Consider the following 26,280-nt stretch of genomic DNA (forward strand, 5'->3'; position numbering starts at 1 on the left):
CGAACTCCTTCAGGATCGTCCGCTTGCGGAGCTTGTCCTCGGCGCCGCCGATGATCATGAGGGGTCCCTTGGGCATACGGATCACCCTAGGGTGTGGCCATGGTCGCAGACATGCCCGCATCCCCCCGGACCCTCGTCGTGATGCGCCACGCCAAGGCCGAGCAGGCCGGCCCGACGGACTTCGAGCGCGAGCTGGCCGAGCGCGGGCGTCAGGACGGAGCAGCGGCCGGCGGGTGGCTCGCGGCGCGCGGGATCGTCCCCGACGTGGCCCTCGTCTCGGCCGCCACGCGCACCCAGCAGACCTTCACCGCCGTGGCGCACGGGGCGCAGTGGACCCTCGAGCCGACGCTCGACCGCGGCCTCTACGCCGCCGACCCCGACACCGCCCTCGACCTGGTGCGCTCGCTCGACGACGACGTCTCCACGGTCGTGGTGATCGGCCACAACCCGACCATGGCCTACCTCGCCACCATGCTCGACGACGGTGAGGGCGACGCCGACGCCGCGATCGGCATGACCGGCGGCTTCCCGACCAGCGCCCTCGCGGTCTTCGCGTACGACGGCACCTGGGGCGAGCTCGCCGGCGGCGGCGCCCGCGTCACGGCGTACCACGTCGGGCGCGCCTGACCCCCGAGCTGGTCGAGACCGGGTGAGACCGGGTCAGACCGGGGGAGCCGGGGTGATGATCCCGGCCTCGGCGTCGGCCATCTCGATCTCCTCGCGAGAGATGCCGAGCAGGTAGACGATCGCGTCGAGGTAGGGCACGTTGACCGAGGTGTCGGCCGCCTCCTGCACGATCGGTCGGGCGTTGTAGGCGATGCCCAGCCCGGCGGCGTTGAGCATGTCGAGGTCGTTGGCGCCGTCGCCGATCGCGATCACCGCGGCCTCGGGCACGCCCACCTTCGCGGCGAACTCGCGCAGTGCCTTGGCCTTGCCGGCCCGGTCGACCACGTCCCCGACGATCTCGCCGGTGATGGTCCCGTCGACGATCTCGAGCTCGTTGGCGCGGGCGTAGTGGATCCCGAGGTCCTCGGCGAGGCGGTCGGTGATCTGGCTGAAGCCACCCGACACGATCGCGAAGCGGTAGCCCAGTCGGCGCAGCGTGCGCACCATCGTGCGGGCACCCGGGGTGATGACGATCTCGTCATAGACGGTGTCGAGGGCGGAGGCGTCGAGCCCGGCCAGCAGCCGCACCCGCTGGCGCAGCGACTCCTCGAAGTCGATCTCGCCGCGCATCGCGGACTCGGTGATCCGTGCGACCTCGGGCTCGCAGCCGGCGTGGGCGGCGAGCATCTCGATCACCTCGCCCTGGATCAGCGTGGAGTCCACGTCGAGCACGATCAGCCGCATCCCGCGGCGCAGCAGGTTGGCGGGCTGGACGGCCACGTCGACGGACTGGGTGGCCGCCTCGAGGGCGAGCAAGGCTCTGAGCTGCACGGGGTCGGCGCCGGAGACGTGCAGGTCGATGGCGGTGACGGGGTAGCGCGCCATGCGCTCGATGCGGTCGATGTTGCCCCCGCAGTCGGCGATCCGACCGGCGATCGCCGCCATCGCGGAGGCCTTGAGGGGAGTGCCGATGATCGTGACGTGCGAGCGGCCCTCGCGCCGCGCCCGGTTGTCCCCCGAGCCGCGGTCGATCTCGACGGTCATGTCCAGGGCAGCGGCGGTCTCCTCGACGGCGGCCTTGAGCTTCTTCCAGTCCCGGGGAGCCGTGACGAGCACCCCGAGGATCAGCCGGCGACGCAGGAGGATCTGCTCGATGTCGACGACCTCGACCCCGGCGAGGGCCAGGGTGGCGAAGATCGAGGAGGTCACCCCCGGCCGGTCCTTGCCGGTGAGGGTGATCAGCAGCGTCTCGGGCTTCGACTTCGGCGCGCTCATGGTGCTGGTGAGGTTATCGCCCGCAGGTGGCCGCTCAGCCCGGCGGCCAGCCCTCGGGCGAGAACGCAGCGACCAGCGCCCGGCGACCGGCGCGCTCCAGTGGCACGAGGGCGGCCCGACGCTGCTGGATCTCGACGCTGCTCAACGCTCCGCCGTCGTCCTCGAGCGCGATCTCGACGATCTCCACCGCCTGCTGACCTCGGGCCGCGAGGTCGACGCACCGGTCCGGCACGCCCGGGGGAGCGGCGTACGTCCTGCGGTGCCGCAGGTTGAGCAGCCGGTCGGCGACCTCGGGGCGCCACTTCGCGACCTCGAGCGCGGCGAGGTCCTCGGCGGCGTGCAGCAGGGCCGTGCGCAGCGCGCGGTCCGCCTCGCCGACGTCCGGCACCTGACGGGGCGCGGCGCGGTGCGCCACCCACTCGTACGTCGGCCCGACGGCGCGCGGCGTCAGGCCGATGCCTGCGCCGACCGCGACGACGCCCTCGCCGACCTCGAGCACGGCATGGTTGAACTCCGCCGGTCCACCCAGCCCCACCAGGTCTCCCTCGGCGGGGAACGTCGCGCCGAACGCGTGGGCGCCCAGGGTCCTCAGCCGGGCCAGGGCACCGAGGATCGTGTCGCCGTCGACGCCCTCGATGCCGGACACGACGTGGGTGACGCTGTCCTCGAGGACCGCGTCCAGGAGCTGGTCGGCGACCACGTGTCCGCGCAGCCACGCGGTGCCCCACCAGGCCACGCGAGCCGACACGGCGAGAGGAGTGGTCACGACGGTCGAGGATAGCCGCGGGACGGGCAACGGCTCTGGATAGGGTGAGCGGCATGGGAGCAGTGCTGGAGTTCGCGGACGTCACGGTTCGTCGGGGCCAGGCCACCTTGCTGGACGAGGTCTCCTGGACCGTCGAGGAGGACGAGCGCTGGGTCGTGCTCGGGCCCAACGGGGCCGGCAAGACGACCCTGCTGCAGGTGGCGTCCGCCCAGGTGCACCCCACCTCCGGCGTGGCCGGGATCCTCGACGAGGTGCTCGGCACGGTCGACGTCTTCGAGCTGCGGCCCCGCATCGGGCTCACCAGCGCCGCGCTCGCGGAGCGGATCCCGCGCAGCGAGCGCGTGCACGACGTGGTCGTCTCGGCGTCCTACGGCGTCGTGGGTCGCTGGCGCGAGGACTACGACACGCTCGACCACGACCGCGCGACCAGCCTGCTGACCGAGCTCGGCGTCAGCGGCCTCACCGACCGCACCTTCGGCACCCTGAGCGAGGGCGAGCGCAAGCGCGTGCAGATCGCTCGGGCGCTCATGGCCGACCCCGAGCTGCTGCTGCTCGACGAGCCGGCTGCCGGACTGGACCTGGGCGGGCGCGAGGACCTCGTCTCGACGCTCTCGGTCCTGGCCATGGACGCCGACTCCCCGGCCACCGTCCTGGTCTCCCACCACGTCGAGGAGATCCCGCCCGGCTTCAGCCACGCGCTGCTGCTGCGCCAGGGTGCCGTCGTCGCCGCTGGGCTGCTGGACGACGTGCTGACCGAGGCCAACCTCGCCGCGACGTTCGGGATGCCGTTGACCATCCGCCAGGAGGACGGCCGCTGGTCGGCGCGTCGCCAGACGCGTCACCGCTAGGGTCGGACCATGGACTGGATCTGGGACAACCTGTGGCAGGCCTGGCTGGGCCTGGCCATCGTCCTGGGTGTGGCCGAGATGTTCAGCCTCGACCTGGTGCTCATCATGGTCGCCGTCGGTGCCGTCGCCGGCATGACGACAGCGCTCCTCGGGGCGCCGTTCGCGGTCCAGGCCCTCGTGGCCGCAGGCGCCTCCGTCGCGATGCTCGCCCTCGTGCGACCGCCGATCGCCAAGCGCTTCCACGGCGGCCCCGAGCTCAGCCTCGGCCACGGCAAGCTCGTCGGCCAGCGGGCGGTCGTCACCGAGACCATCACGGGCCTCGAGGTCGGGCGCATCAAGATCGGCGGCGAGATCTGGACCGCGGCGCCCTACGACGAGCACCTCACCCTGGTGCCGGGCCAGAGCGTCGAGGTCCTCGCGATCAAGGGCGCCACGGCCTACGTCCACCCGGTCGGCGTCATCGATTCCTAGCACGTAGGCTCACCGGACCTCCCACCCCCAGAGGAGACAGTCGTGATCTACCTGATCCTGCTCGGTCTGCTGTTCCTGTTCGTCATCGTGCTGCTCGCCAAGACGGTGCGCATCGTGCCCCAGGCGCGCGCGGGCATCGTCGAGCGCTTCGGCAAGTACAAGGAGACCCTGTCCGCGGGCCTCAACGTCGTCGTGCCGTTCATCGACAAGGTGCGCTACCTCATCGACCTGCGTGAGCAGGTCGTGAGCTTCCCGCCGCAGCCGGTGATCACCCAGGACAACCTGGTGGTCTCCATCGACACCGTCATCTACTTCCAGGTGACCGACCCGATCGCCGCGACCTACGAGATCGCCAACTACATCCAGGCCGTCGAGCAGCTCACGATGACCACGCTGCGCAACATCGTCGGTGGCATGGACCTCGAGGGCACGCTGACCAGCCGCGACGAGATCAACACGCGACTGCGCGGCGTCCTCGACGAGGCGACCGGCAAGTGGGGCATCCGCGTCAACCGTGTCGAGCTCAAGGGCATCGACCCGCCGCCCTCCATCAAGGACTCGATGGAGAAGCAGATGCGCGCCGACCGTGACAAGCGGGCGCAGATCCTCACCGCCGAGGGTGGTCGCCAGGCGGCGATCCTCACGGCCGAGGGTGAGAAGCAGGCCTCCATCCTCTCCGCCGAGGGTGACCGCGAGTCGCTGATCCTGCGCGCCCAGGCCGACCGGGAGTCCTCCATCCTGCGCGCCCAGGGTGAGGGCCAGGCCATCCAGACCGTCTTCCAGGCGATCCACGACGGCAACCCCGACCAGTCGCTGCTGGCGTACCAATACCTCACGATGATGCCCAAGCTCGCCGAGGGCAGCTCCAACAAGCTCTGGATCGTGCCCAGCGAGATCGGCAAGGCGCTCGAGGGTCTCGGCTCCACGATGTCCGAGATGGCTGGCATCCCGCGTGAGAACGAGGGCCCCCGCAACCGGGTCGACATGGGCAGCATGGAGCCGGCCAAGCTCGCGGGCAGCGGTGCTCTCGCCGAGTCCGAGCGCGGCAGGACGAGCAAGGCCGTCGAGGACGCGATCGCCGAGGCCAAGGCGGCCGCCAACCCCGGCAAGCCCATCGCCCCGGCCGCGCCCGCCACTCCTGCTGCCCCGCCTGCTGCACCGCCCGCCGACGTCGCGGACGAGCCGGGCACGCCGCCCGCTCAACCCTGACCTGACGGGTGCCGTTCTTCGAGGCGGCCGCGATCCTGCTCGCCGGGATCGCGGCCGGTGGCATCAACACGATCGTCGGGTCGGGGACCCTGATCACCTTCCCGACGCTGCTGGCTTTCGGCATCCCGCCGGTGACGGCCAACGTGTCCAACAACATCGGGCTGGTGCCGGGCTCCATCACCGGCGCCATCGGCTACCGGCGCGAGCTCGCGGGCCAGCGCAGCCGCATCCTGCGCCTGGTCTCGGCCTCGCTGCTGGGTGGTCTCGCCGGTGCCCTGCTCCTGCTGGTGCTGCCCGAGGGCGCGTTCGCTGCCGTCGTACCCGTCCTGATCCTGCTCGGCGTGGCGCTGGTGGTCTTCCAGCCGCGTCTCTCGCGGTGGGTGGCCCGGCGTGCGGTCGAGCGGGGCACCCACGAGCGTGACGCGGCCTGGTGGGTCTGGCCCGCCGTCCTGCTGACCGGTGTCTACGGCGGCTACTTCGGCGCTGCCCAGGGCGTGTTGCTCATGGCGGCGCTCGGCATCGGCATCGACGACTCGCTGCAGCGGCTCAACGGCGCCAAGAACGTGCTCGCCGCCGTCGTCAACGGTGTCGCAGGGCTGCTCTTCGTCTTCGTCGCCGACGTCGACTGGCGCATCGTCGGGCTGATCGGCGTGGGTGCCGTCATCGGCGGGCTGCTCGGCGCCCGGGTCGGTCGTCGACTCCCGCAGCCGATGCTGCGCGCCTTCATCGTCGTGGTCGGCCTGGTCGCGCTCGCGGCCTTCCTGCTCGACTAGGTCCAGGCCCGAGCGCCGAGTCGGCGCGATGGTGCAGGGTGGGCACCCACCGCATGCACCATCGCGCCGACTCGGCGAGGCTCAGGAAGCGAGCGCGAGCTTCTTCTTGGCGCGTCGACGGCCGTCCTTGAGGCCGAGGAACCCGGCGACGACGGCGCCGGAGGCCACGGCGACCAGGCCGAAGCCGATCTCCTTGGGGATCTGGCCCGCCTGGATCCCGGCGTAGGCCGTGCCGGCGTCGGCGCCGTCGACGAGCGCGCCGACCAGCACCAGGTTGCGCCGGGCGCTGCCGGTCGCGAGCAGGGTGACCGCGCCGAGCGCGATCTCCCGGGAGCCGAACCACTGCGTCAGCAGCGGCGAGGGGGTCTGGCCCATCGTGGTGGCGACGAGGTCGGGCTTGGCGAGCGAGGCGACGCCCACGGCGATGCGGCCCAGGGCGAGTCCGGTCACAGGGTTCATGGGGGTCAACCTAGCGTCTGCTCGGTTGCGCCGGGGGCGAGGTCCGGGTCGTGTGCCGCTCGCCGCGCCCCGCAGCGCTGTGAAGGCTCAGGACATCGCGGACACATTAAGTCTCACGACATCGCGGACACCTGATCGGCTGTATGCCCCTGGTTGGACGAGCCTGGGGCATGGCCAAGGATGGAGTGCCGGTGTCTCCGGAGTTCGCAGCGTTGGGGGTGCGTTATGTCGAGGGCGAGCGGTTCAACGTCCGCAGGCAGTGTGCGTTGGTCGGGTGCTCGACCACGAAGTTCTACAAGTACGCCGGCCGGTTCAGCACCCTCGGGGTCGAGGGGCTCTACCCCGACTCGCGGCGCCCGTTGACCTCGCCTGGCGCGATCAGCGCCGAGGTCGAGGATCTGGTCGTGCGAGCCAGGAAGGAACTGGTCGAGGACGGTTGGGACGAGGGTGCGGACTCGATCTGGTTCGTCCTGGACGACCTGTGCCGCACCGCAGCCGCGGATCATCGCTCACGCAATCCGCGCCGAGCACGTCGAGAGATCTTGTCGGGCGCGCAGTGGCCTGCCGGGGCTGCGGTGCCCTCGCGGGCCACGATCAACCGGATCTTGACCCGTCGCGGTCAGGTCGTGGCGGTGCCACAGCGTCGGCCCAGGGCAGCGACTCGGCGCTTCGAGGCGGACCAGCCCAACACTCGCTGGCAGATGGACGGCTTCGAGGTCGCGTTGATCGACGGCACACCGGTCTGCATCCTGCACATCGTCGATGACTGCTCACGCATGGACATCGCGTTGCACGCGGTCCGTAGCGAGAACGGCGCCGACGTGTGGGCCACCTTCCAGACCGCAGCAGCCAGGTACGGGCTGCCCGCCGAACTGCTCACCGACAACGGCACCGCGTTCTCGGGTGCGCGCCGCGGCTGGACCAGCGCGCTGACCGAGAACCTCACCGCGCTCGGGATCCGCCACCCCACCAGCTCGATCGCGCACCCCCAGACCTGCGGCAAGTGCGAACGTGCTCACCGAGCGGTCCGCAAGTGGCTGGCCCGCAGGCCCCTGTTCACCACCCTCGCCGACCTCAACAGCGCTCTGGAGACCTACCGGACCCTGCACAACCACGACCGGCGACGACGCCACCTCAACGGCCTGACACCCCGCGACCGATACGACCTCGGCCCCCAGGACGGACCCACCGGACGAGCGACATCAACGACCACGATCAGCACCAAGATCGTGACCAAGACCGGCACGATCTTGTTCAACAGAACCGCACTAGGCATCGGACGCGCTCACGCCGGCAAGAGCGTCACCGTGATCCGCCAAGGCCAACAACTCAGCATCATCAGCGAGTCCAAGCTCATCGCCGAGGCCACCCTCAAGCACGGCAACCGCTACCAATCAGCGAACCCGACCCGTAAGAATGTGTCCGCGAAGTCCTGAGACATAAGTGTCCGCGATGTCCTGAGACACAACACCGCGCCCCGCAGCGCTCTGCGGCACACGACTCGAGCGACACGCGCGTCAGAGCAGCGTCCGCGACGGTGGGGCGACGTACGTCGTGAGCCAGCGTCCGAGCTCGTCGTAGACGCGGTCGCGGGGTTCGGGGCGCGACAGGACCACGTCGTGGCGGGCGCCGGGGATCGCGACGTAGGTGACGTGGCGGCCGAGTGCGGTCGACCAGCGCCGGATCTGCTCGACGTCCAGCACGATGTCGGTGGTGTGCACGTCCTCGCCCATCACCATCGGTTGCGAGGAGCGATCGGAGGACAGGACGAGGACCGGGCACCCCACGTCGAGTCCGCGCTGCAGCTCGGCGTGCCCGTGGCGCACCGCGCGCAGCCAGCCGGCGTAGACCGCAAAGGACATCAGCGGCTTCCACTGCAGGTCGAAGTCCCACTCACCGTCGTGCTGGTGGTGCAGGCTGCGGCCGTAGAGCCCGGTCACGTTGCGGCGGATCTCCCGCATCGGCTGCCGGGCGCCGACCTGCTTGATCAACGGTGTGCCGATCACCCGCGCCGCGGCGCCGCCCTGGAGGTCCAACCACGGCGAGTTGAGCACGAGCGCCGCCAGACCGCGCGGACGCACCCGGTCGAGCCACAGCGGCAGCACCAGCCCGCCGGTGGAGTGCGCGGAGGCGACGACCTGCGTGTGGCCGTCGCGCTGGGTGATCCGCCGCCAGGCCTCGCCGAGCTCCTCGTCGTACTCACGGAGGTCGGCGACGTAGTTGGGGGTCTGGTGGGGCAGGATCGAGCGGCCGTACTTGCGCAGGTCGAGGGCGTAGAAGTCGTAGCCGCGCTCGATCCACCACCGGGCGTAGTCGGTGTGGAAGAAGTAGTCGGCGAAGCCGTGCACGTGCAGCACCGCGCCGCGGTTGCCGACCGAGGACCGGTGGCTGACCATCGTCGCGACGACCTCGCCCTCGCTGTCGGGGCGCAGCGTGAAGGTCTCGGAGAGCCAGGGGTCGCCGAGGATGTCGGGGATCTGCTCCGGGGCCATGCACCGCAGTCTGTCAGGCCCTGCGCGTCACGCGCGTCCCTGCCCGTACGACGCCGCGGCACGCACGAGACCGGCGAGCAGGCCCACGTCGGCCGCGGTCTCCGGGTGCCACTGCACCGCGACGGCGAAGCGGTCGCCCTCGCGCTCCATCGCCTCGAGCGTCCCGTCTTCCGCGCGGGCCGTGGCGACGAACCCCGGGTGCTCGCGCACCGACTGGTGGTGGTGGCAGCTGACGTCGAGCGTGTCGCCGACCAGCCCCGACAGGCGGGATCCCGCCGCGACCCGCACCGAGATGGTCCCGAACGCCGCGCCGCCGGGGCTGTGCTGCTCGTGCTCGACGAGCTCGGGGGTGTGCTGGTCGAGCGAGCCGCCGGCGTGCACCGCCATCAGCTGCATCCCGCGGCACACGCCGAGCACCGGCAGACCGGTGGCGTCGGCGGCGTCCAGCAGCGCGGTCTCCCAGGCGTCACGGTCCGGACGCCACCCGGCCGTGCGGGGGTGCGGCTCGGCGCCGTAGCGCGCCGGGTCGACGTCGGCGCCACCCGTGATGACCAGCCCGTCGAGGCGCACGACCACCGCGTCGGCAGCCCCGGGTACGTCCACCGGGGGGAGCAGCACCGGCAGGCCGCCCGTGGCGCTGACCGCGTCGGCGTACGCCGTGGGCAGCAGGTCGGCCGGCTGGTCCCAGACGCCCCAGCGCGCCTGCTCGCGGTAGACGCTGAGGCCGATGACCGGGGTCATCGTCAGATCGGGGTGACGTAGGCGCCGGAGATGCCGCCGTCGACCAGGAAGGTGCTGGCGGTCATGAAGGACGAGTCGTCCGAGGCCAGGAACAGCACGGCGGACGCCATCTCCTCGGGCTCGCCGAAGCGGCCCATCGGGACGTGCACGAGCCGGCGTGCGGCCCGCTCCTCGTCCTTGGCGAAGAGCTCCTGGAGCAGGGGGGTGTTGACCGGGCCGGGGCACAGCGCGTTGACGCGGACGCCCTGGCGGGCGAACTGCACGCCGAGCTCGCGGGTCATCGAGAGCACACCGCCCTTGGAGGCGGAGTAGGAGATCTGCGAGGTCGCCGCCCCCATGACCGCCACGAACGAGGCCGTGTTGATGATCGAGCCCCGACCCTGCTCGAGCATGTGGGGGAGCGCGGCCTTGCAGCACAGGTAGACGCTGGTCAGGTTGACCTCCTGCACCTTGCGCCAGGCGTCGAGGTCGGTGTCGAGGATCGAGTCGTCCTCGGGCGGGGAGATGCCGGCGTTGTTGAACGCGATGTCGACCGAGCCGTAGGTGTCCTTCGCCGTCTGGAAGAGCGCGTCGACCTGCTCCTTGTCGGTGACGTCGACGTGCACGTAGGTCGCGACGTCGGCGCCGCCGAGCTCCTCGACGATCGTGGCGCCCCGGGCGTCGTCGATGTCACCGATGACGACCTTGGCGCCCTCGGCGACGAAGCGCTGCACGGTCGCCAGGCCGATGCCCGAGCAGCCGCCGGTGACGACCGCGACCCGGTCCTGGATGCGTCCTGCCATGGTGATTCCTTTCGTTAGGGGTCTCGACGGGCGCTCGGGCCTGGCGGCCCTCGCTGCTCGACCGACGAGGTCAGTGGGCGATGAAGACGTTCTTCTCCTCGGTGAACGCCAGGGGGGCGTCCGGTCCGAGCTCGCGTCCGAGGCCGGACTGCTTGTAGCCGCCGAACGGGGTCCAGTAGCGGACCGAGGAGTGCGAGTTGACGCTGAGGTTGCCGGCCTCGACGGCGCGGGCGACCCGCATGCCGCGACCGAGGTCGGAGGTGAAGATGGAGCCGGACAGGCCGTACTCGGTGTCGTTGGCCAGCTCGACCGCGTGGGCCTCGTCGTCGAAGGGCATCACGGCGACGACCGGCCCGAACACCTCCTCGCGCCAGATCCGGGCGCCCGGGTCGTCGACGGTCACGACGCTGGGCGGCACCCAGAAGCCGTCGCCGCCCGGAGCGGTGCCGGCGAAGGCGACGGTGACCTCGTCGAGGTAGCCCCGGACGGTGTCGCGCTGCTGGGCCGAGATCAGCGGCCCCATCTCGGAGGACTCGTCGCTCGGGTCGAGCACCCGCATGCCGGTGACGGCCGGCTCGAGATGCGTCAGGAACTCGTCGTACGCCGACCGCTCGACGAGGATGCGCGAGCGGGCGCAGCAGTCCTGGCCGGCGTTGTCGAAGACCGACCCGGGAGCGGCGGCCGCGGCGGCGGCGATGTCGGCGTCGGCGAAGACGATGTTGGAGCTCTTGCCCCCGAGCTCGAGGGTCACGCGCTTCACCTGGTCGGCGCACCCGGCCATGATCCGCTTGCCGACCGCGGTGGAGCCGGTGAAGCAGACCTTGCGCACGAGCTCGTGGGTCACGAAGCGCTCGCCGACGACCGAGCCCTTGCCGGGGACGACCGTCAGCACGTGCTCGGGCAGACCGGCCTCGAGCGCCAGCTCACCCAGCCGGATCGCAGTCAGGGGGGTGAGCTCCGCGGGCTTGAGGACGACCGTGTTGCCGGCGGCGAGCGCCGGGGCGAAGCCCCAGCCCGCGATGGGCATCGGGAAGTTCCACGGGACGATGATGCCGACCACGCCGAGCGGCTCGTGGAAGGTGATGTCGGTGCCGCCCGCCACCGGGATCTGGCGGCCGAACATCCGCTCCGGGGCCCCGGCGTAGTAGTTGAGGCAGTCACGCACGTTGCCGGCCTCCCACCGCGCGTTGCCCCACGTGTGGCCGGCGTTGCGGACCTCGAGCTCGGCCAGCTCCTCGACGTGCTCGTCGACGACGGCCGCGAAGCGGCGCAGCAGCCGGGCGCGCTCGCCCGGGGCCATGTCGCGCCAGGCCGGGAAGGCCTCGTGGGCGCGCTCGATGGCGGCGTCGGCCTCGGCCAGGGAGGCGAGGTGGACGTCGACGACCGGGGTGGCGGTCGCCGGGTTGATCACGGTGAAGGAAGTCATCAGAGCCTCTCGAAGCCGCGACGCAGCTCCCAGTCGGTGACGGTGGCGTTGTAGGAGGCGAGCTCCACGTCGGCCATGTTGGTGTAGTGGTCGACGACCGCGTCGCCCAGGGCCGCGCGGGCGATCGTGGACGTTGCGAAGATCTCACGCGCCTCGGTCATCGTCGTGGGGACCTTGGGACGACCCGACGTGTAGGCGTTGCCGACCAGCTCGGGCTCGAGCTCGAGCTGCTGCTCGATGCCGTGCAGCCCGCCGGCGATCATCGCGGCCTGGGCGAGGTAGGGGTTGACGTCGGCGCCCGGCACGCGGTTCTCCATGCGGGCCCCGGCCCCCCGCCCGACCAGACGTACGGCGCAGGTGCGGTTGTCGTGTCCCCACGCGATCGTCGTCGGCGCGAACGAGCCGTCGGCGAACCGCTTGTAGGAGTTGATGTTGGGGGCGTAGAGCAGCGTGAAGTCACGGATCGTGGCGAGCACCCCGGCGACGAAGTGGTCGTAGAGGGCGGTGCGCTGCCCGGTCTCGGCGTCCCAGAAGACCAACGAGCCGTCGGTGCCGCGCAGGGACAGGTGGATGTGGCACGAGCTGCCCTCGCGCTGGTCGTACTTCGCCATGAACGTGAGCGACTTGCCCTGCTGGGCGGCGATCTCCTTGGCGGCGTTCTTGTAGACCACGTGGTTGTCGGCGGTCGTCAGGGCGTCGGCGTAGAGGAAGCCGATCTCGTGCTGACCGAAGTTGCACTCGCCCTTGGCGCCCTCGACGTCCAGGCCGGCGGCATACATGTGGTTGCGGATCGAGCGCAGCAGCGGCTCGACGCGGGTCGTGCCGAGGACGGAGTAGTCGACGTTGTACTGGTTGACCGGTCGCAGCCCGCGGTAGCCCGCGTCCCACGCGGACTCGTAGGTGTCCTCGAACGCGATGAACTCCAGCTCGGTGCCCGACAGAGCCGTCCACCCCTGGTCGGCGCAGCGGTCGAGCTGCTGCTGGAGGATCGTGCGCGGGGACTGCACGACGGGCTCGTGGTCGCTGCCGTCGACCGAGGGCCAGACCAGGTCGCACTGGACCATCGCCGTCCCGGGCAGGTGGGTGAGCAGCCGGATGGTGCGCTCGTCGAGGACGAACTCCATGTCGCCGTAGCCGCGCTCCCACGACGAGATGGCATAGCCGTCGACGGTGTTCATGTCGACATCGACGGCGAGCAGGTAGTTGCAGCCCTCCGTGCCGTGACCGACGACGTGCTCGGCGAAGTAGGCCCCGTGCAGGCGCTTGCCCTGGAGGCGTCCCTGCATGTCGGTGAAGGCCACGACCACGGTGTCGACCGCGCCGTTGCCGATCCGGTCCAGCAGGTGCTGCATGCTCAGGTGGCGGTGGTTGCGCAGGTCGGTCGAGCCGGTCGTGGCCATGGGGGTCTCCTAACCCAGGAGGCCGCGCAGGAGCGCGGCCGTGTCGTCGCAGTGGTGCTCCATGGCCTTCCGGGCCCGATCGGGACGGCCGGCGAGGATCGCGCGGACGACGGTGGCGTGCTGACGGTCGGAGTGGGCGATGTTGGTGTCGAGCACCGGGATCGCCAGCAGCATCTCGTGGAGGGTGGACTGCACCGACGTGACGGCCTCGATGAGGCGCGGTGACCCGCTCAGCGCCGCGATGGTCAGGTGGAAGCGGCTGTCGGCCTGGCGGTGCGGGGCCGGCCGCCCCGCGTGGACGACCTCCTCGTGCGCGCGCTCCAGCCGCTCCCGTCGTACGTCGGTCAGCTCCAGCTGGGCGGCGAGCGCGGCCGCGCCCGGCTCGACCACGCGACGGAACTCCAGTGCGTCCAGCCAGTCCTGGCGCTTGGCGTCGGTGACCCGCAGCGCGGCGCGTGCGGACGGGGTCCGTGGCTTCAGCGTCACGATCGTGCCGCCGCCCCGGCCGCGCGTGGTCTCGACCAGGCCGGCCTGGCGCAGGGCGGCCATCGCCTCGCGCAGCGTGGCCCGCGAGACGTGCAGCCGGGCCGCCAGCTCGCGCTCGGCCGGCAGCGCCGAGCCGAGGGGATAGACGCCCAGGCGGATCGCGGTGCCGAGCTGCTCCACGCACGCCTCGAAGGCATGGTGACCACGCACGGGTCGGAGCACCGCCTCGGGCAGGTGCTGCGCGGCTGACCCGGTCATGGCCCACATCCTTGATTCGGGGGAGGCGCCTGTCAATCGACGCGAGGACGAATGGTCTGAGTTCATACCAATTTAACCGCGGGGCATTTACACCCTCGGAGGGGCAGGTCTAGGTTCCCTCCAACCGTCACTGCCTTGAGAGGTGCGCATGCCCGAAGCACACGAGCCCATCCGAGAGCACCACGCACCCCAGCTGAGCGCCGACGAGGAGCACCTCGCCAGGCTCGGCTACAAGCAGGAGCTCAGCCGCAGCTGGTCCAGCTTCTCCAACTTCGCGATCTCCTTCTCGATCATCTCCATCCTGGCCGGGTGCTTCACCACCTTCGGCCAGGGCTTCAACAACGGGGGCCCGGTCGCGATCTCGTGGGGCTGGCCGATCGTCGCCGCGTTCATCCTGCTGATCGGCTTCACGATGTCGGAGCTGGTCTCCGCCTACCCGACCTCGGGCGGCATCTACTGGTGGGCCGCCAAGATGGGCGGGCCCAAGGCCGGCTTCTTCGCCGGCTGGCTCAACCTGATCGGGCTCATCGCCGTGACCGCGTCGGTGGCCTACGGGTGTGCCACCTTCATCGACCTGACGCTCAGCGTCTTCTCGGAGTCCTACGCGGGCGGCTACTCGTTGAGCCGGGTCTTCGTCATCTTCCTGGTCGTGCTCGTCCTCGCCTCGGCGCTCAACATCTTCAGCGGTCACCTGATGGCCGTCATGAACAACGTGTCGGTCTGGTGGCACGTCGTGGGTGCAGCGGCGATCATCCTGATCCTGGTCTTCCTGCCCGACAACCACCAGAGCTTCAGCTACGTCTTCTCCGAGCGTTTCAACAACTCCGGCTACGACGGCGGCTCGAGCAGTGGCATCACGTACTGGTTCCTCGTGATGCCCTTCGGTCTGCTGCTCACGCAGTACACGATCACCGGGTTCGACGCCTCCGCCCACCTCTCGGAGGAGACCCAGGCAGCGTCCGAGGGCGCGGCCAAGGGCATCTGGCGCTCGATCTTCTACTCGGCGATCGGCGGCTGGCTCCTCCTGCTGGCCTTCCTGTTCGCCATCCCCGACGACGCGTCCGGCAACCCGGACAACGCGGGCGTGGGCGCCGGGGGTGTGGCCTACATCTTCACCTCGGCCCTGGACACCAACGTGGCGGGCACGGTGCTCCTGATCTCGGCAGTCGGACAGTTCTTCTGCACCACGGCCTGCATGACCAGCGCGTCGCGCATGACCTTCGCCTTCAGCCGGGACAAGGCCGTCCCCGGCTCCTCGCTGTGGGCGAAGGTCAGCAGCAGCAAGGTCCCCGCCAACGCGGTGATGCTCGTCGCCGTCGTCTCCGCCCTGATCACGTTGCCGGCGCTCGTGGAGGTCAACATCGGCACCGAGGAGGCCCCCCTCATCGTGCCGACCGCGTTCTACGCCGTCGTCTCGGTCGCGGTCATCGGTCTCTACCTGGCCTTCCTGATCCCGATCTGGCTGCGCTGGCGCATGGGTGACGCCTTCCAGCCGGGCTCGTGGAACAACGGCTCCAAGTACAAGTGGATGAACCTCGTCGCGGTCGCCGAGATCGCGATCATCAGTGTCTACTTCGTCCTCCCGTTCGTCCCCGCGGGCAATCCCCTCAACGACGACTTCTCGTGGAAGTTCGTCAACTACGCACCGGTGCTCACGATCGGCGCGCTGGCGGTCCTCGCGATCTGGTGGAGCGTGTCGGCGAAGCACTGGTTCACCGGCCCGCAGGTCACCATCGACAAGGCCGTCGTCGAGGCCTTCGACGACTGAGTGAGCCAGCTCGACAGCGACCTGGACCGCCTCGCCTGCCTGGCGGGGCGGTCCCGGCGCGTCACCGAGCTGCCCGGAGGGCTCACCAACCACAACCTCCGGGTCCGCACCGGCGACGGCGGTGACTACGTGGTGCGCTGCTCGCACGGTGACGCGGGCCTGCTCGGCATCGACCGCGACGCCGAGCACCACAACACCGTCCGGGCCGCCCGCGCAGGAGTGGGGGCGCAGGTCGTGGAGTACCGACCCGACCTGCAGATGCTCGTCATCGACTTCCTGCCCGGCGCGGTCCTCACCGACGATGCGTTCGGCGACCCCGAGGTGCTCGCGCGCGCCGCGGGCGCCGTACGCCGGCTGCACGGTGGGCCGCGCTTCGACGGCGACTTCGACATGTTCGCCCGGCGCGCGACCTACCTCGCGACCGTGATCTCCCAGGGCCTGGCCCTGCCGCGCGGCTACGGAGACTTCGAGGACGACTGGGAGTCCGTACGCCGCGCCCTCGAGGCCGCGCCCCGGCCCACCGTGCCGTGCAACAACGACCTGCTGGCCGCCAACTTCATCGACGACGGCACGCGGACCTGGCTCATCGACTACGAGTACTCCGGCAACAACGACGCGGCCTTCGAGCTCGGCAACACCGCCACCGAGTGCGGATTCGACGTGGCCCGCACGGAGGCCTGGGCCGAGGCTTACTTCGCCGACGTGACGCGCGCCGACGTGGCACGCGTGCGCGTGCAGGCGCTGTGCTCGGCCTACGGCTGGTCGCTGTGGGGCTTCATCCAGGCAGCCGCGAGCCCGCTCGACTTCGACTTCTACGCCTGGGGCCTCGAGCGCTTCGAGAAGGCCGCCGCGGTGTTCCGCGGTCCGGACCTCGCCGGCCTCCTGGAGGAGGTGGCCCGTGGCTGATCTCCCCGAGCGCGCTCAGGTCGTCATCGTCGGCGGAGGGGTGATCGGCGCCTCGGTCGCCTACCACCTCACGAGGCTGGGATGGACCGACGTGCTGCTGCTGGAGCAGGGGCGGCTCTCCAGCGGCACGACCTGGCACGCAGCCGGGCTGGTCGGCCCGCTGCGCGCGTCCGAGGGTGGGACCCGGCTGGTGCAGTACTCCGCCGAGCTCTATGCCGCCCTCGAGGCCGAGACGGGCCTGGCCACCGGCTACGCCGGGGTCGGCGGAGTCATCGTGGCGCGCACCGAGGACCGGATGATCCAGCTGCGGCGCACGGCGGCCAACGCGACGGCGTACGACATGGGGTGCGAGCTGATCTCACCGGCTCGTGCCCAGGAGCTGTGGCCGGTGATGCAGGTCGACGACGTGCTCGGCGCGGTCTGGCTGCCCGGCGACGGCAAGGTCAACCCGACCGACCTCACCCAGTCGCTCGCCAAGGGGGCGCGGTCCCGGGGCGCGCGGATCGTCGAGGGGTGTCGGGTCACGGGCTTCCAGGTCGTCACGACCGGGGGAGAGCGGCGCTCGGTGGCCGGCGTCGTCACCGACCGCGGGGTGGTCGCCGCCGAGGTCGTGGTCAACTGCGCCGGCCAGTGGGCCAAGGTGCTCGGGGACATGGTCGGCGCGACCGTCCCGCTGCACTCCGCGGAGCACTTCTACGTCGTGACGGACCCGATCGACGGCGTGCGACCCGACCTGCCGATCATGCGCGACCCCGACGGGTGGACCTACTTCAAGGAGGAGACCGGGGGACTGGTGGTCGGCGGCTTCGAGCCCGAGGCCAAGCCCTGGCGCTCGCCCGACGACCTGCCCTACCCCTTCGAGTTCCAGCTGCTCGAGGAGGACTGGGAGCACTTCTCGGTGCTGATGGAGCAGGCCGTGCACCGGATCCCCGTGCTCGGCGAGACCGGGATCCGCAAGTTCTACAACGGGCCCGAGTCCTTCACGCCCGACAACCAGTTCCTCCTCGGCGAGGTGCCCGGTCTGCACGGCTACTTCGTCGGCGCGGGCTTCAACTCCGTCGGCATCGCGTCGGCCGGTGGCGCCGGTCGGGCCCTGGCCGAGTGGATCGTGGCCGGTGAGCCGACCACCGACCTGGTGGGAGTCGACGTACGCCGTTTCGCGCCGTTCAACGCCAACAACCGCTGGCTGCGCTCGCGGGTCGCCGAGGTGCTCGGGTTGCACTACGCGGTGCCGTGGCCCAACCGGGAGCTGACCTCGGCGCGGCCGTTCCGCATGTCGCCGTTGCACGACCGGCTCGCTGCGCGTGGAGCCGTCTTCGGCTCCCGGATGGGCTGGGAGCGGCCCAACGTCTTCGCGCCGTCGGCCGGGGAGGCCCGGCTGGACTACTCCTGGGGCAAGCCGTCCTGGCTGCCCTGGTCGGTCGCGGAGCAGCGCGCAACGCGTGAGGCGGTCGCGGTCTTCGACCAGACGTCGTTCAGCAAGTACGTCGTCGAGGGACTCGACGCGCTCGACGCGCTGCAGTGGGTGTGCGCCGCCGACGTCGACGTGCCGGTCGGGCACTGCGTCTACACCCCCTTCCTCAACGCCCGCGGGACCTACGAGGCCGACCTGACCGTGACCCGCACCGGGGAGCACTCCTTCCTGCTGGTCTCCTCCTCGGCCACGACGGTCCGCGACCTCGACTGGCTGGCCCGGCACGCACGCGGCGCCCGCGTGCGCGACGTGACCTCGGCGTTCGCGGTGCTGGGGGTGATGGGGCCGGCGTCACGCGAGCTGCTGTCGCGGGTGACCGACGCCGACCTGTCCGAGGCGGCCTTCGGCTTCGCGACCAGCCGCGAGATCGCGCTCGGGCACGCCGTCGTCCGGGCGACGCGGATGACCTACGTCGGCGAGCTCGGGTGGGAGCTGATGGTCCCGGTCGAGCTCGCGGCCGGTGTCCACGACCTGCTGCACGAGGTGGGCGCCGACCTCGGGCTGGTCGACGCCGGCTACTACACGATCGAGTCACTGCGCCTCGAGAAGGGCTACCGCGCCTTCGGTCGCGAGCTCACGCCCGACGTCAGCCCGGTCGAGGCGGGGCTCGTCTTCGCCACGGCGCTGTCCGGGGGGAAGGACTTCCTGGGCCGCGCGGCGGTGGCTGCCCACCGGTCGGCCCTGGCGGGCGGCGGTCCGCGGCGGCGCGTCGTCTCCTTCACCGTCGACGACCCCGACGCGATGCTCTGGGGCGGCGAGCTGGTGCTCCACCACGGGGTGCCGGTCGGCCAGGTCACCAGCGCCGCCTGGGGCGCCACCGTCGGGCGCAGCGTCGGGCTGGCCCAGCTCCGTCACCCCGGTCCGGTCACCGCCGACCACCTCGCCGCCGGAGGCTTCCAGGTCGACGTCGCCGGGGTGCTGCTCGGTGCGTCGCTGGGCCTCCGCGCGCCGTTGGCCTGAGGTCGGGCGGCTGGTCCCAGGGGTTGCGGTTTGGTCACCAACCGCATGTTCTCGGCCCTGCGAGCTGCGGTTGGTGACCAATCCGCATGCCCTGGGGACACGACACCGCCCCGCCCGGCCCACCACGAGCGGCAGGCCGAGCGGGGCAGAGGCGAGATCCGTCAGATGCTGGTCGGGTCGTCGATGACGCCCTCGGCCTCGGTGTCGTGGGGCGCCGGCAGCGTCTCCTGGCCCTCCTGCACGGCCACCTCGATCCGCTTGCCGATCTCCTCGTCGACGTTCTTCCAGTACTCGATGACGCGCGGCAGCACCTTGTCCGACACCCCGCCGAGGATGTGACCGGCGACGTTGCCGACGAAGCGCTCGCGCTGGGCGTCGTCCCAGACCTCGTTGATCATCGTGGCGGCCTGACCGAAGTCGTCGTCCTGCTCGCGCAGCCGGTAGGCCTCGCGGGTCATCTCGCCGTCGGTCTGCCAGCTGTCCTCGGGAGGGCCGGTGAGGTCGCTGTAGCCGCGACCGTAGGTGTTGGGCGCGTAGACCGGCTGGTCACCGCTGTGGTCGTAGGCCATCGGGCCGTCGAACGTGTAGGTGTTGGCGCCCTCCACACGGTGCCGGTTGACCGGCAGCTGGTGGTAGTTGGGGCCGATCCGGTAGCGGTGGGTGTCGGCGTAGGCGAACACGCGCCCCAGCAGCATCTTGTCGGGGCTGAAGCCGATGCCCGGCACCGTCGCGGACGGCTCGAAGGCGGCCTGCTCGACCTGGGCGAAGAAGTTGTCGGGGTTCTTGTCCAGCGTCATGGTGCCGACCTTGATCAACGGGTAGTCGCCGTGCGGCCACACCTTGGTCAGGTCGAAGGGGTTGAAGCGGTAGGTCTTGGCGTCCTCGTAGGGCATCACCTGCACGTGCAGGGTCCACGACGGGAAGTCGCCGCGCTCGATCGCCTCAGACAGGTCGCGACGGTGGAAGTCGGCGTCCTCGCCGGCGATCTTGTTGGCGGCCTCCTGGGTGAGGTTCTTGACGCCCTGGTCGGACTTGAAGTGGTACTTCACCCAGGACTTCTCGCCGGCCGCGTTGATCCACATGTAGGTGTGCGATCCGTAGCCCTGCATGTGGCGCAGCGACGCGGGGATCCCGCGGTCGCCCATCAACCAGGTCACCTGGTGCGCCGACTCCGGGTTGAGGGTCCAGAAGTCCCACTGCATGTCGTTGTCGCGCAGCCCGGTGCCGCCTCGGCGCTTCTGCGAGCGGATGAAGTGGGGGAACTTCATCGTGTCGCGCACGAAGAACACGGGGGTGTTGTTGCCGACGAGGTCGTAGTTGCCCTCGGTCGTGTAGAACTTCAGCGAGAAGCCCCGCGGGTCGCGCCACGTGTCGGGGGAGCCCTGCTCGCCGGCGACGGTGGAGAAGCGCGCCAGCATGTCGGTCTTCACGCCCGGCTGGAAGAGCGCCGCCTTCGTGTACGCCGACACGTCCTCGGTCGTCTCGAAGGTCCCGAACGCCCCGGTGCCCTTGGCGTGCACGTTGCGCTCCGGCACCCGCTCGCGGTTGAAGTGGGCCATCTGCTCGATGAAGTGGTGGTCGTGCAGCAGCAGGGGCCCGGTGTCGCCGAGCGTCAGGGAGTTGCGGTCCGAGGGCGCGGGAGAGCCTGTCTGGGTGGTGGAGCCCCCCTGGGGGCGCGGGTCGCTCATGAAGTCTGCTCCTGGGGTCGAGGTGTCGCTGGGGTGCGTGGTCATCTGGTCCCGGTACCCGATCGTGAGGTCGCCAACATCGGGGCCCTCCGGGCACTAGCCTGCTGATGTGCACTCGGGTCCCAGCTCCTCAGGAGCGCTTTCGCGGCACCTGCGCGACCGCGTGCGCCGGTGGAGCTCCGGCTCCGCGGAGGGACAGCGTGAGGTCCTCCTGCTGCTCATGATGGGGGTGACGATCTCCTTCGCCGTCTCCGTCGCCGCCTACGACCTGGTGCCCACCCCGGCCTACTTCGTGTGGCTGATCGTCGCGATGCTGCTGCTGCGGTTCCGCCCGCTGGCGGTGATGACGGGCTGGACGGCCTCACTCGCGGTCGCAGCGATGGTCCTCGACGGTCCCATCAACGGACCGCGTGCCGCGATCCTGGCCGCTTTGGCCGTGGCCGTTGTCCTGATCCTCTTCCAGTCCAGCCGTCAGCGCAGCGGCCTGCCGTCACCGCTGAGCGAGATCATGCTGGCCGAGCTGAAGAAGCGGCTCCAGGCGCAGGGCACCATCCCGCCCCTCCCGGTGCCGTGGCACGTCGAGAGCGCGATGATCGCCGCCGACGGGGTCGGCTACGCCGGGGACTTCCTGGTCGCCGACCTCGACGAGGAGGAGCGCTACCTGGAGCTGATCCTGGTCGACGTCGTGGGCAAGGGACTCGCGGCGGGCCCGCACGCGCTCCAGTTCGCCGGGGCCCTCGGGGGACTGGTGGGTGCACTCGAGCCACGCGAGCTGATGGCGGCCGCCAACCGGTTTCTGCTGCGTCGTCACCTCGACGAGTCCTTCGCCACCGCCGTCCACGTGCGCCTCGACCTCACCGACGGGCGCTACACCATCGCCTCCGCCGGACACCCGCCCGCGCTGCGCTGGCACCAGGCAGGCGGGGGGTGGGTCGTCGACAATGCCCGCGGCATGGCGCTCGGCATCCTGCCCCAGCCCGACCTCGACATCAGCGAGGGCGTCCTCGGTCCCGGCGACGCGCTGCTCTTCTACACCGACGGCGTGGTCGAGTCGCGCACGGACGACCTCGACGTCGGCATCGACTGGCTGCGCGACATCGCCGGTGACGCGATCCGCGAGGGCGCCGTCGGCTCCGCGCAGCGGATGATCCGTCAGGTCACCCGCGGCGACGACGACCGCGCCCTGCTGCTGCTCACCCGGCTGGAGGACGCGAGTAGAGCTCGCGGATGACGTCCTCGATGTCCGGCTCCTGGAGGGAGAGGTCCGCGACGTCGTAAGACGAGGCGAGGGCGGCGACGATCGGCGCGGCGCTGGCGTCGGCAGGGAAGCTCAACCACTGGCGCGGCCCCTCGACCCGTCGGGTCTCGGCGCCGGCGACCACCACGGGGCCGACCTCGTCGACGAGGTCCACGACCAGGGTGCGGGTCGAACCACCGCGCTCGTGGAGTCCGGCCAGGGTGCCGTCGAAGACCTGGGTGCCGTGGTCGATCACGATGACGCGGTCGCAGAGCGCCTCGATGTCCTGGAGGTCGTGGGTGGTGAGCATCAACGTCGTCCCGCGCTCACGGTTGAGGGCGCGCAGGAAGTCGCGCAGCCGGCCCTTGCTGATGACGTCGAGGCCGATGGTCGGCTCGTCGAGGTAGAGGATCTCGGGGTCGTGCAGCAGCGCCGCCGCGATGTCGCCGCGCATCCGCTGGCCCAGGCTGAGCTGGCGCACGGGGGTGTCGAGCAGGTCCCCGAGATCGAGCAGCTCGAGGAAATCCGCGAGGTTGGCCCGGTGCCGCGCCGGGTCGGTGCGGTAGATCTTCTGCAGCAGGTCGAAGGAGTCGCGCAGCGGCAGGTCCCACCACAGCGAGGTCCGCTGCCCGAAGACCACGCCGATCCGTCGGGCCAGGGCGGTGCGGTTGCGGCTCGGATCGACGCCCGCGACCCGGATGTCCCCGCTCGTGGGGACCAGGATCCCGGTGAGCATCTTGATCGTCGTGGACTTCCCGGCGCCGTTGGGCCCGATGTAGCCGACCATCTCGCCGGCCGCGACCTCGAAGGTCAGGTCGCGCACCGCCTCGACCTCGACGCGGTGCCGGCGGCGGCTGCCCTCCTCCTTGCGACGCACCACGAAGGTGCGTCGGAGGTCGGTGACCTGGATCAGGCGGCTCATGGGGCTCAGCTCCCGGTGGATCGGTAGTGGCGGACGCCGGTGCGCCAGACCAGGGCGGTGACGGCGAGCATCGCGCCGGCGGCGACGGGGGAGGCCAGCTGCAGGGCGGCCGGCAGGCCGAAGGGGTCCTCGCGGCCGAGGATGAAGAGGGCGGGATACCAGTTGACGAAGGCGATCGGCACCACGAAGGTCAGCGCCTTGACCACCTCGGCCGGGAAGACGGACAGGGGGAACTGGGTGATCGTGTTGCCGCCGTAGGTGAAGGCGTTGGCCGCCTCGGAGGAGTCCGCGGTCCAGAACTGGAGGCACGCCAGCGAGACGAAGAGGCAGAAGAAGATCAGTGACCCGCTCACCACCATCTCGACGGCGACCAGCGCACGGGGCAGCGTCCAGTCGACGTACGTCGACGCCCACGTGAAGACGATCGTGGCCTGGAGGACGCGGGCGAAGCGGCGCAGCGCGAACTCGTCGGCGCACACCTGCACGAGAAGCGGCACCGGCTTGGTCATCATCGTGTCGAGACGGCCGAAGCGGATCATCTGGCCGAGGCGCTCGACCCGCCCCACGAACAGGTCGGCGAAGGCGATGCCGAGCCCCGTGGCGCCGTACAGGAACCCGATCTCGGTGAGGCTGAAGCCACCGAGGTCGTCGACGTTGCCGAAGAGGATCCAGATGCCGACGAAGTCCAGCCCGGTCGTCAGGAAGCTGCCGACGGCCATCATCCAGAAGGAGGCGGGGTAGGCCATCGACGCGCGGACCCAGAGGGCGCCGATGCGGTAGTAGGCGACCGCGGCGTCAACCACCCTGCACCACCACCCGTCGCTCGGCCCGCTGGAGGACGAGGGCGCAGGCGCCGAGCAGGACCACGGCCCAGGCGACGACGAACGCATAGGCACCGAGGACCTCGACGCCCGTGGTCCTGCCCAGCCAGATGTCCGCCGGGACCTGGAGGAAGGTGGCCCACGGCAGCGCGAGCGCCACGTCACGCAGCACTCCTGGCAGCAGCACCAGCGGGACGGTGAGCCCGCTGAAGAAGAGAGCGACGAAGCCCAGCAGGGTGCGCGGTCCGACGTCGTCGAGCAACCAGAAGGTGGTGAGCGCGGCCAGCATCCGCAGCCCGAAGCTCACCACGACCGCCAACGGGATCGCGATCGCGAAGAGCAGCCATGTCAGCGCGTCGGCGGGGTAGCGCAGGTCGAAGAAGAGCCCGCCGACGAGCGTGGGGGCGAGACCCCGGGTGAGCAGGTGGTACGCCGCACGGCCGAGGTCGGCGGCGAGGTACCAGCCGAGGATCCCCACCGGACGGTAGAAGTCGATCACCACGTCGCCGGACTTGATCCGCGTGGCGAGGTCGTCGGGGGAGCCGCCGCCCCAGACCGCGACCGTCATGATCATCGCCTGGCCGAGCCACACGTAGGTCACGGCGTCGGTGACGTCGTAGCCGCCGGCGTCGGGGTTGCCTGCCCACACCTCGATGTAGACGAAACACATGATGGCGCCGAAGACGCTGTTGGTGAAGATGCCCGCCAGGGTCGCGCCGACGTAGGTCGAGTAGCGGCGAAACGACCTCGAGGCGACGGCCGTGTGCAGCATGGCTCCACTCTCCTCGACCCTCGCGCGCTGCGCCGGGTACGACGCGCGGAGGGTGAGGTTACGTGTGACCTGGAACATTCAATCAAATGTTGCTCCCCAAGTTTGGGGACCGTTACGGCGGGTCATATCTATCTGCGGACGCCGTTCGACTCGGGACGGCCCACCATCGATCGGCCGGCATCCGGCCGTGTTCTAGGGGGAACTTCCGCATGTCCAACCGCACCTCGACCAAGACCATGCTCGCCGCCACCGCCGTCAGCACGCTGCTGACCGTGGCCGCCACCGCCTCACCCGCCCTCGCCACCGGCACCGGCAACGGCAACGGCAACGGCAACGGCAACGGCTCGTCCCAGGGCCCCCAGGGCAACGGCCCGAAGGGTGACCAGGGCCCGAAGGGTGACCAGGGCCCCAAGGGTGACCAGGGCCCCAAGGGCGACCAGGGCCCCAAGGGCGACCAGGGCCCCAAGGGTGACCAGGGCCCCAAGGGTGACCAGGGCAACGGCGGCGGCAACGGCGGCGGCAACGGCGGCGGCAACGGCGACCCGGCCGGCAACAACGGCACCGTGAAGATCACCCCGGTCGGTCAGGCCGACGGCATCCCGCAGAACAACCCCCACGTCACGTGTGGGTTCGACATCGAGTGGTATGGCTTCGACGAGGGCGCCGACATCATCTCCTCGGTCTCGCTGGCCATGCACGCGCCGACGGCCGACGTCGGGCTCACGCCGGGCGGCCCGAGCTCGGTCTTCGTGGGCGGCGACGCCGCCGGCGGTGGCACCGACTTCGACGGCGAGGCCACCTACTACCCGGTCTTCGACGGCGAGCCGCACCCGCAGCAGGGCTACCACATCAAGCTGACGATCAACACGCCCGGATCACAGGGTGCCGACGTCAAGCACAAGGTCTTCTGGGTCGAGCCCTGCGACTCCACCACCCCGGGCGAGGAGACGCCCGGCGGCGAGAACCCCGGCGGCGAGAACCCCGGCGGGGACGAGACCACCCCGGGCGACGAGCAGACCCCCGGCGAGGAGACGCCTGCCGGCGAGACGCCCGACCAGGGTGTCCAGGGCGAGACCGCGACCAGCGGTGGCTCCTCGTCCAGCGCCGACCAGGGCGTGCTCGGCACGCAGGCCGAGGCTGACAGCTCCGCCGCAGCGGCGCAGGGCAGCGACTCCTCGGCCGTCCCCACCAACATCGACGCCGGTGAGGAGGGCACGCTCAGCCGGATCGTGACCTCGCCGATCGGCCTGGCCATCGCCGCTCTCGGTGTGGCGCTCGCCGCCGCCGGCCTGCTGGCCCGTCGTCGCAGTGTCACGCCGACCCACTGATCGAGCACCGCGGCGGCTGCTGCCCGCGATCGTCACCCTTCTCGGGGTGGCGCTCGTGGGTGGCGGTCTGGCGGTGTTCCTGACCCAGACCCCGCAGGTCGTGGAGCAGGAGCCGACCTCGGGCGCGGCATCGTCTCCGGTTGCGCGGGCTGCCGCAGCAGCGACCACGCCCGAGGCCACGCGGGCCCCGTGGAAACCGGGAGCTCCCCGCATGCTGCGGATCCCCGCGCTCGACGTCGACGCACCCGTCGTACCCGTCAAGGCTCCGGGCGGCACCCTCACGCCGCCCTCGGACCCCCAGGAGCTCGGGTGGTGGGCCGACGGCGCGCGCCCGGGTGAGCGTCAGGGCAGCGTCCTGGTCGCCGGCCACACGGTCCACAACGGTGGCGGGGCCCTGGACGACCTCGAGCAG

At 70.8% G+C, this 26,280-nt stretch carries 25 protein-coding genes; 12 read left to right on the forward strand and 13 right to left on the reverse strand.

From position 1 onward, the window contains the following. The first annotated feature begins 111 nt into the window (after window positions 1-111). Window positions 112-627: a histidine phosphatase family protein gene (locus AAG827_RS17100; RefSeq protein ID WP_341927387.1), complete on the forward strand. Its 516-nt coding sequence runs from the start codon at window positions 112-114 to the stop codon at window positions 625-627. A 33-nt stretch (window positions 628-660) separates the two neighbouring features. On the opposite strand, the gene serB is transcribed toward AAG827_RS17100, so the two are convergent. Both serB and AAG827_RS17110 read right to left on the reverse strand, forming a co-directional pair. Continuing rightward, a complete protein-coding gene (gene serB / locus AAG827_RS17105) occupies window positions 661-1,881 on the reverse strand; it encodes a phosphoserine phosphatase SerB (RefSeq protein ID WP_341927389.1) in 1,221 nt (406 codons plus the stop codon). Window positions 1,882-1,915: 34 nt separating this feature from the next. Next, complete coding sequence (locus tag AAG827_RS17110; protein ID WP_341927390.1) at window positions 1,916-2,647, reverse strand: hypothetical protein; 732 nt, start codon at window positions 2,645-2,647, stop codon at window positions 1,916-1,918. Between the two features lie 53 nt (window positions 2,648-2,700). Here AAG827_RS17110 and AAG827_RS17115 point away from each other — a divergent pair, with 53 nt between their 5' ends. From AAG827_RS17115 to AAG827_RS17130, 4 genes are read left to right on the forward strand one after another with little or no spacing between them, the layout of a single operon-like run. Further along, window positions 2,701-3,495: an ABC transporter ATP-binding protein gene (locus tag AAG827_RS17115; protein ID WP_341927391.1), complete on the forward strand. Its 795-nt coding sequence runs from the start codon at window positions 2,701-2,703 to the stop codon at window positions 3,493-3,495. A gap of 9 nt (window positions 3,496-3,504) precedes the next feature. Then, complete coding sequence (locus AAG827_RS17120; protein ID WP_341927393.1) at window positions 3,505-3,966, forward strand: NfeD family protein; 462 nt, start codon at window positions 3,505-3,507, stop codon at window positions 3,964-3,966. Between the two features lie 42 nt (window positions 3,967-4,008). Continuing rightward, window positions 4,009-5,175 carry an SPFH domain-containing protein gene (locus tag AAG827_RS17125; RefSeq protein ID WP_341927395.1) on the forward strand — a complete coding sequence of 389 codons (1,167 nt, stop codon included), beginning with the start codon at window positions 4,009-4,011 and terminating at the stop codon, window positions 5,173-5,175. 8 nt (window positions 5,176-5,183) lie between these two features. Then, window positions 5,184-5,948, forward strand: a complete 765-nt coding sequence (locus tag AAG827_RS17130) for a sulfite exporter TauE/SafE family protein (RefSeq protein WP_341927397.1) — start codon at window positions 5,184-5,186, stop codon at window positions 5,946-5,948. 81 nt (window positions 5,949-6,029) lie between these two features. Here AAG827_RS17130 and AAG827_RS17135 read toward each other — a convergent pair whose 3' ends face one another. After that, window positions 6,030-6,407 carry a hypothetical protein gene (locus tag AAG827_RS17135; RefSeq protein WP_341927398.1) on the reverse strand — a complete coding sequence of 126 codons (378 nt, stop codon included), beginning with the start codon at window positions 6,405-6,407 and terminating at the stop codon, window positions 6,030-6,032. A 170-nt stretch (window positions 6,408-6,577) separates the two neighbouring features. On the opposite strand from AAG827_RS17135, the gene AAG827_RS17140 reads away from it, so the two are divergent. Continuing rightward, entirely contained in the window at window positions 6,578-7,843 is a 1,266-nt protein-coding gene (locus AAG827_RS17140) for a DDE-type integrase/transposase/recombinase (RefSeq protein WP_341927399.1), read from the forward strand. A gap of 81 nt (window positions 7,844-7,924) precedes the next feature. On the opposite strand, the gene AAG827_RS17145 is transcribed toward AAG827_RS17140, so the two are convergent. From AAG827_RS17145 to AAG827_RS17170, 6 genes are all read right to left on the reverse strand, one after another. Beyond that, a complete protein-coding gene (locus tag AAG827_RS17145) occupies window positions 7,925-8,899 on the reverse strand; it encodes an alpha/beta hydrolase (protein WP_341927400.1) in 975 nt (324 codons plus the stop codon). A 27-nt stretch (window positions 8,900-8,926) separates the two neighbouring features. Next, window positions 8,927-9,640 (reverse strand): gamma-glutamyl-gamma-aminobutyrate hydrolase family protein, encoded by a 714-nt coding sequence (locus AAG827_RS17150; protein ID WP_341927401.1) that lies wholly within the window; start codon window positions 9,638-9,640, stop codon window positions 8,927-8,929. Between the two features lie 2 nt (window positions 9,641-9,642). After that, window positions 9,643-10,422, reverse strand: coding sequence for a 3-oxoacyl-ACP reductase (locus AAG827_RS17155; protein WP_341927402.1), 780 nt, complete (start codon window positions 10,420-10,422; stop codon window positions 9,643-9,645). Between the two features lie 70 nt (window positions 10,423-10,492). After that, window positions 10,493-11,848 (reverse strand): aldehyde dehydrogenase family protein, encoded by a 1,356-nt coding sequence (locus AAG827_RS17160; RefSeq protein WP_341927403.1) that lies wholly within the window; start codon window positions 11,846-11,848, stop codon window positions 10,493-10,495. After that, on the reverse strand, window positions 11,848-13,248 hold the full coding sequence (locus AAG827_RS17165) for a glutamine synthetase family protein (RefSeq protein WP_341927404.1): 1,401 nt from the start codon (window positions 13,246-13,248) through the stop codon (window positions 11,848-11,850). Before AAG827_RS17165 ends, AAG827_RS17160 begins: the two co-directional genes overlap by 1 nt. Before the next feature lie 9 nt (window positions 13,249-13,257). Further along, window positions 13,258-13,992, reverse strand: coding sequence for an FCD domain-containing protein (locus AAG827_RS17170; RefSeq protein ID WP_341927405.1), 735 nt, complete (start codon window positions 13,990-13,992; stop codon window positions 13,258-13,260). Window positions 13,993-14,140: 148 nt separating this feature from the next. Between AAG827_RS17170 and AAG827_RS17175 the strand changes: the two genes are divergently transcribed. From AAG827_RS17175 to AAG827_RS17185, 3 genes are read left to right on the forward strand one after another with little or no spacing between them, the layout of a single operon-like run. Then, window positions 14,141-15,760: an amino acid permease gene (locus AAG827_RS17175; RefSeq protein ID WP_341927406.1), complete on the forward strand. Its 1,620-nt coding sequence runs from the start codon at window positions 14,141-14,143 to the stop codon at window positions 15,758-15,760. Next, window positions 15,761-16,666 carry an LPS biosynthesis choline kinase gene (locus AAG827_RS17180; RefSeq protein ID WP_341927407.1) on the forward strand — a complete coding sequence of 302 codons (906 nt, stop codon included), beginning with the start codon at window positions 15,761-15,763 and terminating at the stop codon, window positions 16,664-16,666. Beyond that, window positions 16,659-19,100 carry an FAD-dependent oxidoreductase gene (locus AAG827_RS17185; RefSeq protein ID WP_341927408.1) on the forward strand — a complete coding sequence of 814 codons (2,442 nt, stop codon included), beginning with the start codon at window positions 16,659-16,661 and terminating at the stop codon, window positions 19,098-19,100. Before AAG827_RS17180 ends, AAG827_RS17185 begins: the two co-directional genes overlap by 8 nt. A gap of 161 nt (window positions 19,101-19,261) precedes the next feature. On the opposite strand, the gene AAG827_RS17190 is transcribed toward AAG827_RS17185, so the two are convergent. Then, window positions 19,262-20,788, reverse strand: a complete 1,527-nt coding sequence (locus AAG827_RS17190; RefSeq protein ID WP_341927409.1) for a catalase — start codon at window positions 20,786-20,788, stop codon at window positions 19,262-19,264. Window positions 20,789-20,897: 109 nt separating this feature from the next. Between AAG827_RS17190 and AAG827_RS17195 the strand changes: the two genes are divergently transcribed. Beyond that, the gene (locus tag AAG827_RS17195) at window positions 20,898-22,019 is read left to right on the forward strand and encodes a PP2C family protein-serine/threonine phosphatase (RefSeq protein WP_341927411.1); all 1,122 of its coding nucleotides are present in this window, start codon (window positions 20,898-20,900) and stop codon (window positions 22,017-22,019) included. Here AAG827_RS17195 and AAG827_RS17200 read toward each other — a convergent pair. Genes AAG827_RS17200 through AAG827_RS17210 form a run of 3 tightly spaced genes read right to left on the reverse strand, consistent with a single transcriptional unit; the run spans window position 21,982 to window position 24,540 of the window. After that, window positions 21,982-22,947 (reverse strand): ATP-binding cassette domain-containing protein, encoded by a 966-nt coding sequence (locus tag AAG827_RS17200; RefSeq protein ID WP_341927412.1) that lies wholly within the window; start codon window positions 22,945-22,947, stop codon window positions 21,982-21,984. The two genes, AAG827_RS17195 and AAG827_RS17200, sit on opposite strands and share 38 nt — an antisense overlap. A gap of 5 nt (window positions 22,948-22,952) precedes the next feature. Continuing rightward, window positions 22,953-23,750, reverse strand: a complete 798-nt coding sequence (locus AAG827_RS17205) for an ABC-2 family transporter protein (protein WP_341927413.1) — start codon at window positions 23,748-23,750, stop codon at window positions 22,953-22,955. Beyond that, complete coding sequence (locus AAG827_RS17210; RefSeq protein ID WP_341927414.1) at window positions 23,743-24,540, reverse strand: ABC-2 family transporter protein; 798 nt, start codon at window positions 24,538-24,540, stop codon at window positions 23,743-23,745. The genes AAG827_RS17205 and AAG827_RS17210 overlap by 8 nt, the downstream gene beginning before the upstream one ends. Before the next feature lie 209 nt (window positions 24,541-24,749). Between AAG827_RS17210 and AAG827_RS17215 the strand changes: the two genes are divergently transcribed. Both AAG827_RS17215 and AAG827_RS17220 read left to right on the forward strand, forming a co-directional pair. Next, complete coding sequence (locus AAG827_RS17215; protein WP_341927415.1) at window positions 24,750-25,868, forward strand: hypothetical protein; 1,119 nt, start codon at window positions 24,750-24,752, stop codon at window positions 25,866-25,868. Between the two features lie 46 nt (window positions 25,869-25,914). After that, window positions 25,915-26,280, forward strand: a 366-nt coding sequence (locus AAG827_RS17220) for a class F sortase (RefSeq protein WP_341927416.1), incomplete at its 3' end; no start/stop codon positions are given.

Source organism: Nocardioides psychrotolerans (assembly GCF_943371775.1).
In the GTDB taxonomy this organism is placed as follows: Bacteria; Actinomycetota; Actinomycetes; order Propionibacteriales; family Nocardioidaceae; genus Nocardioides; species Nocardioides psychrotolerans_A.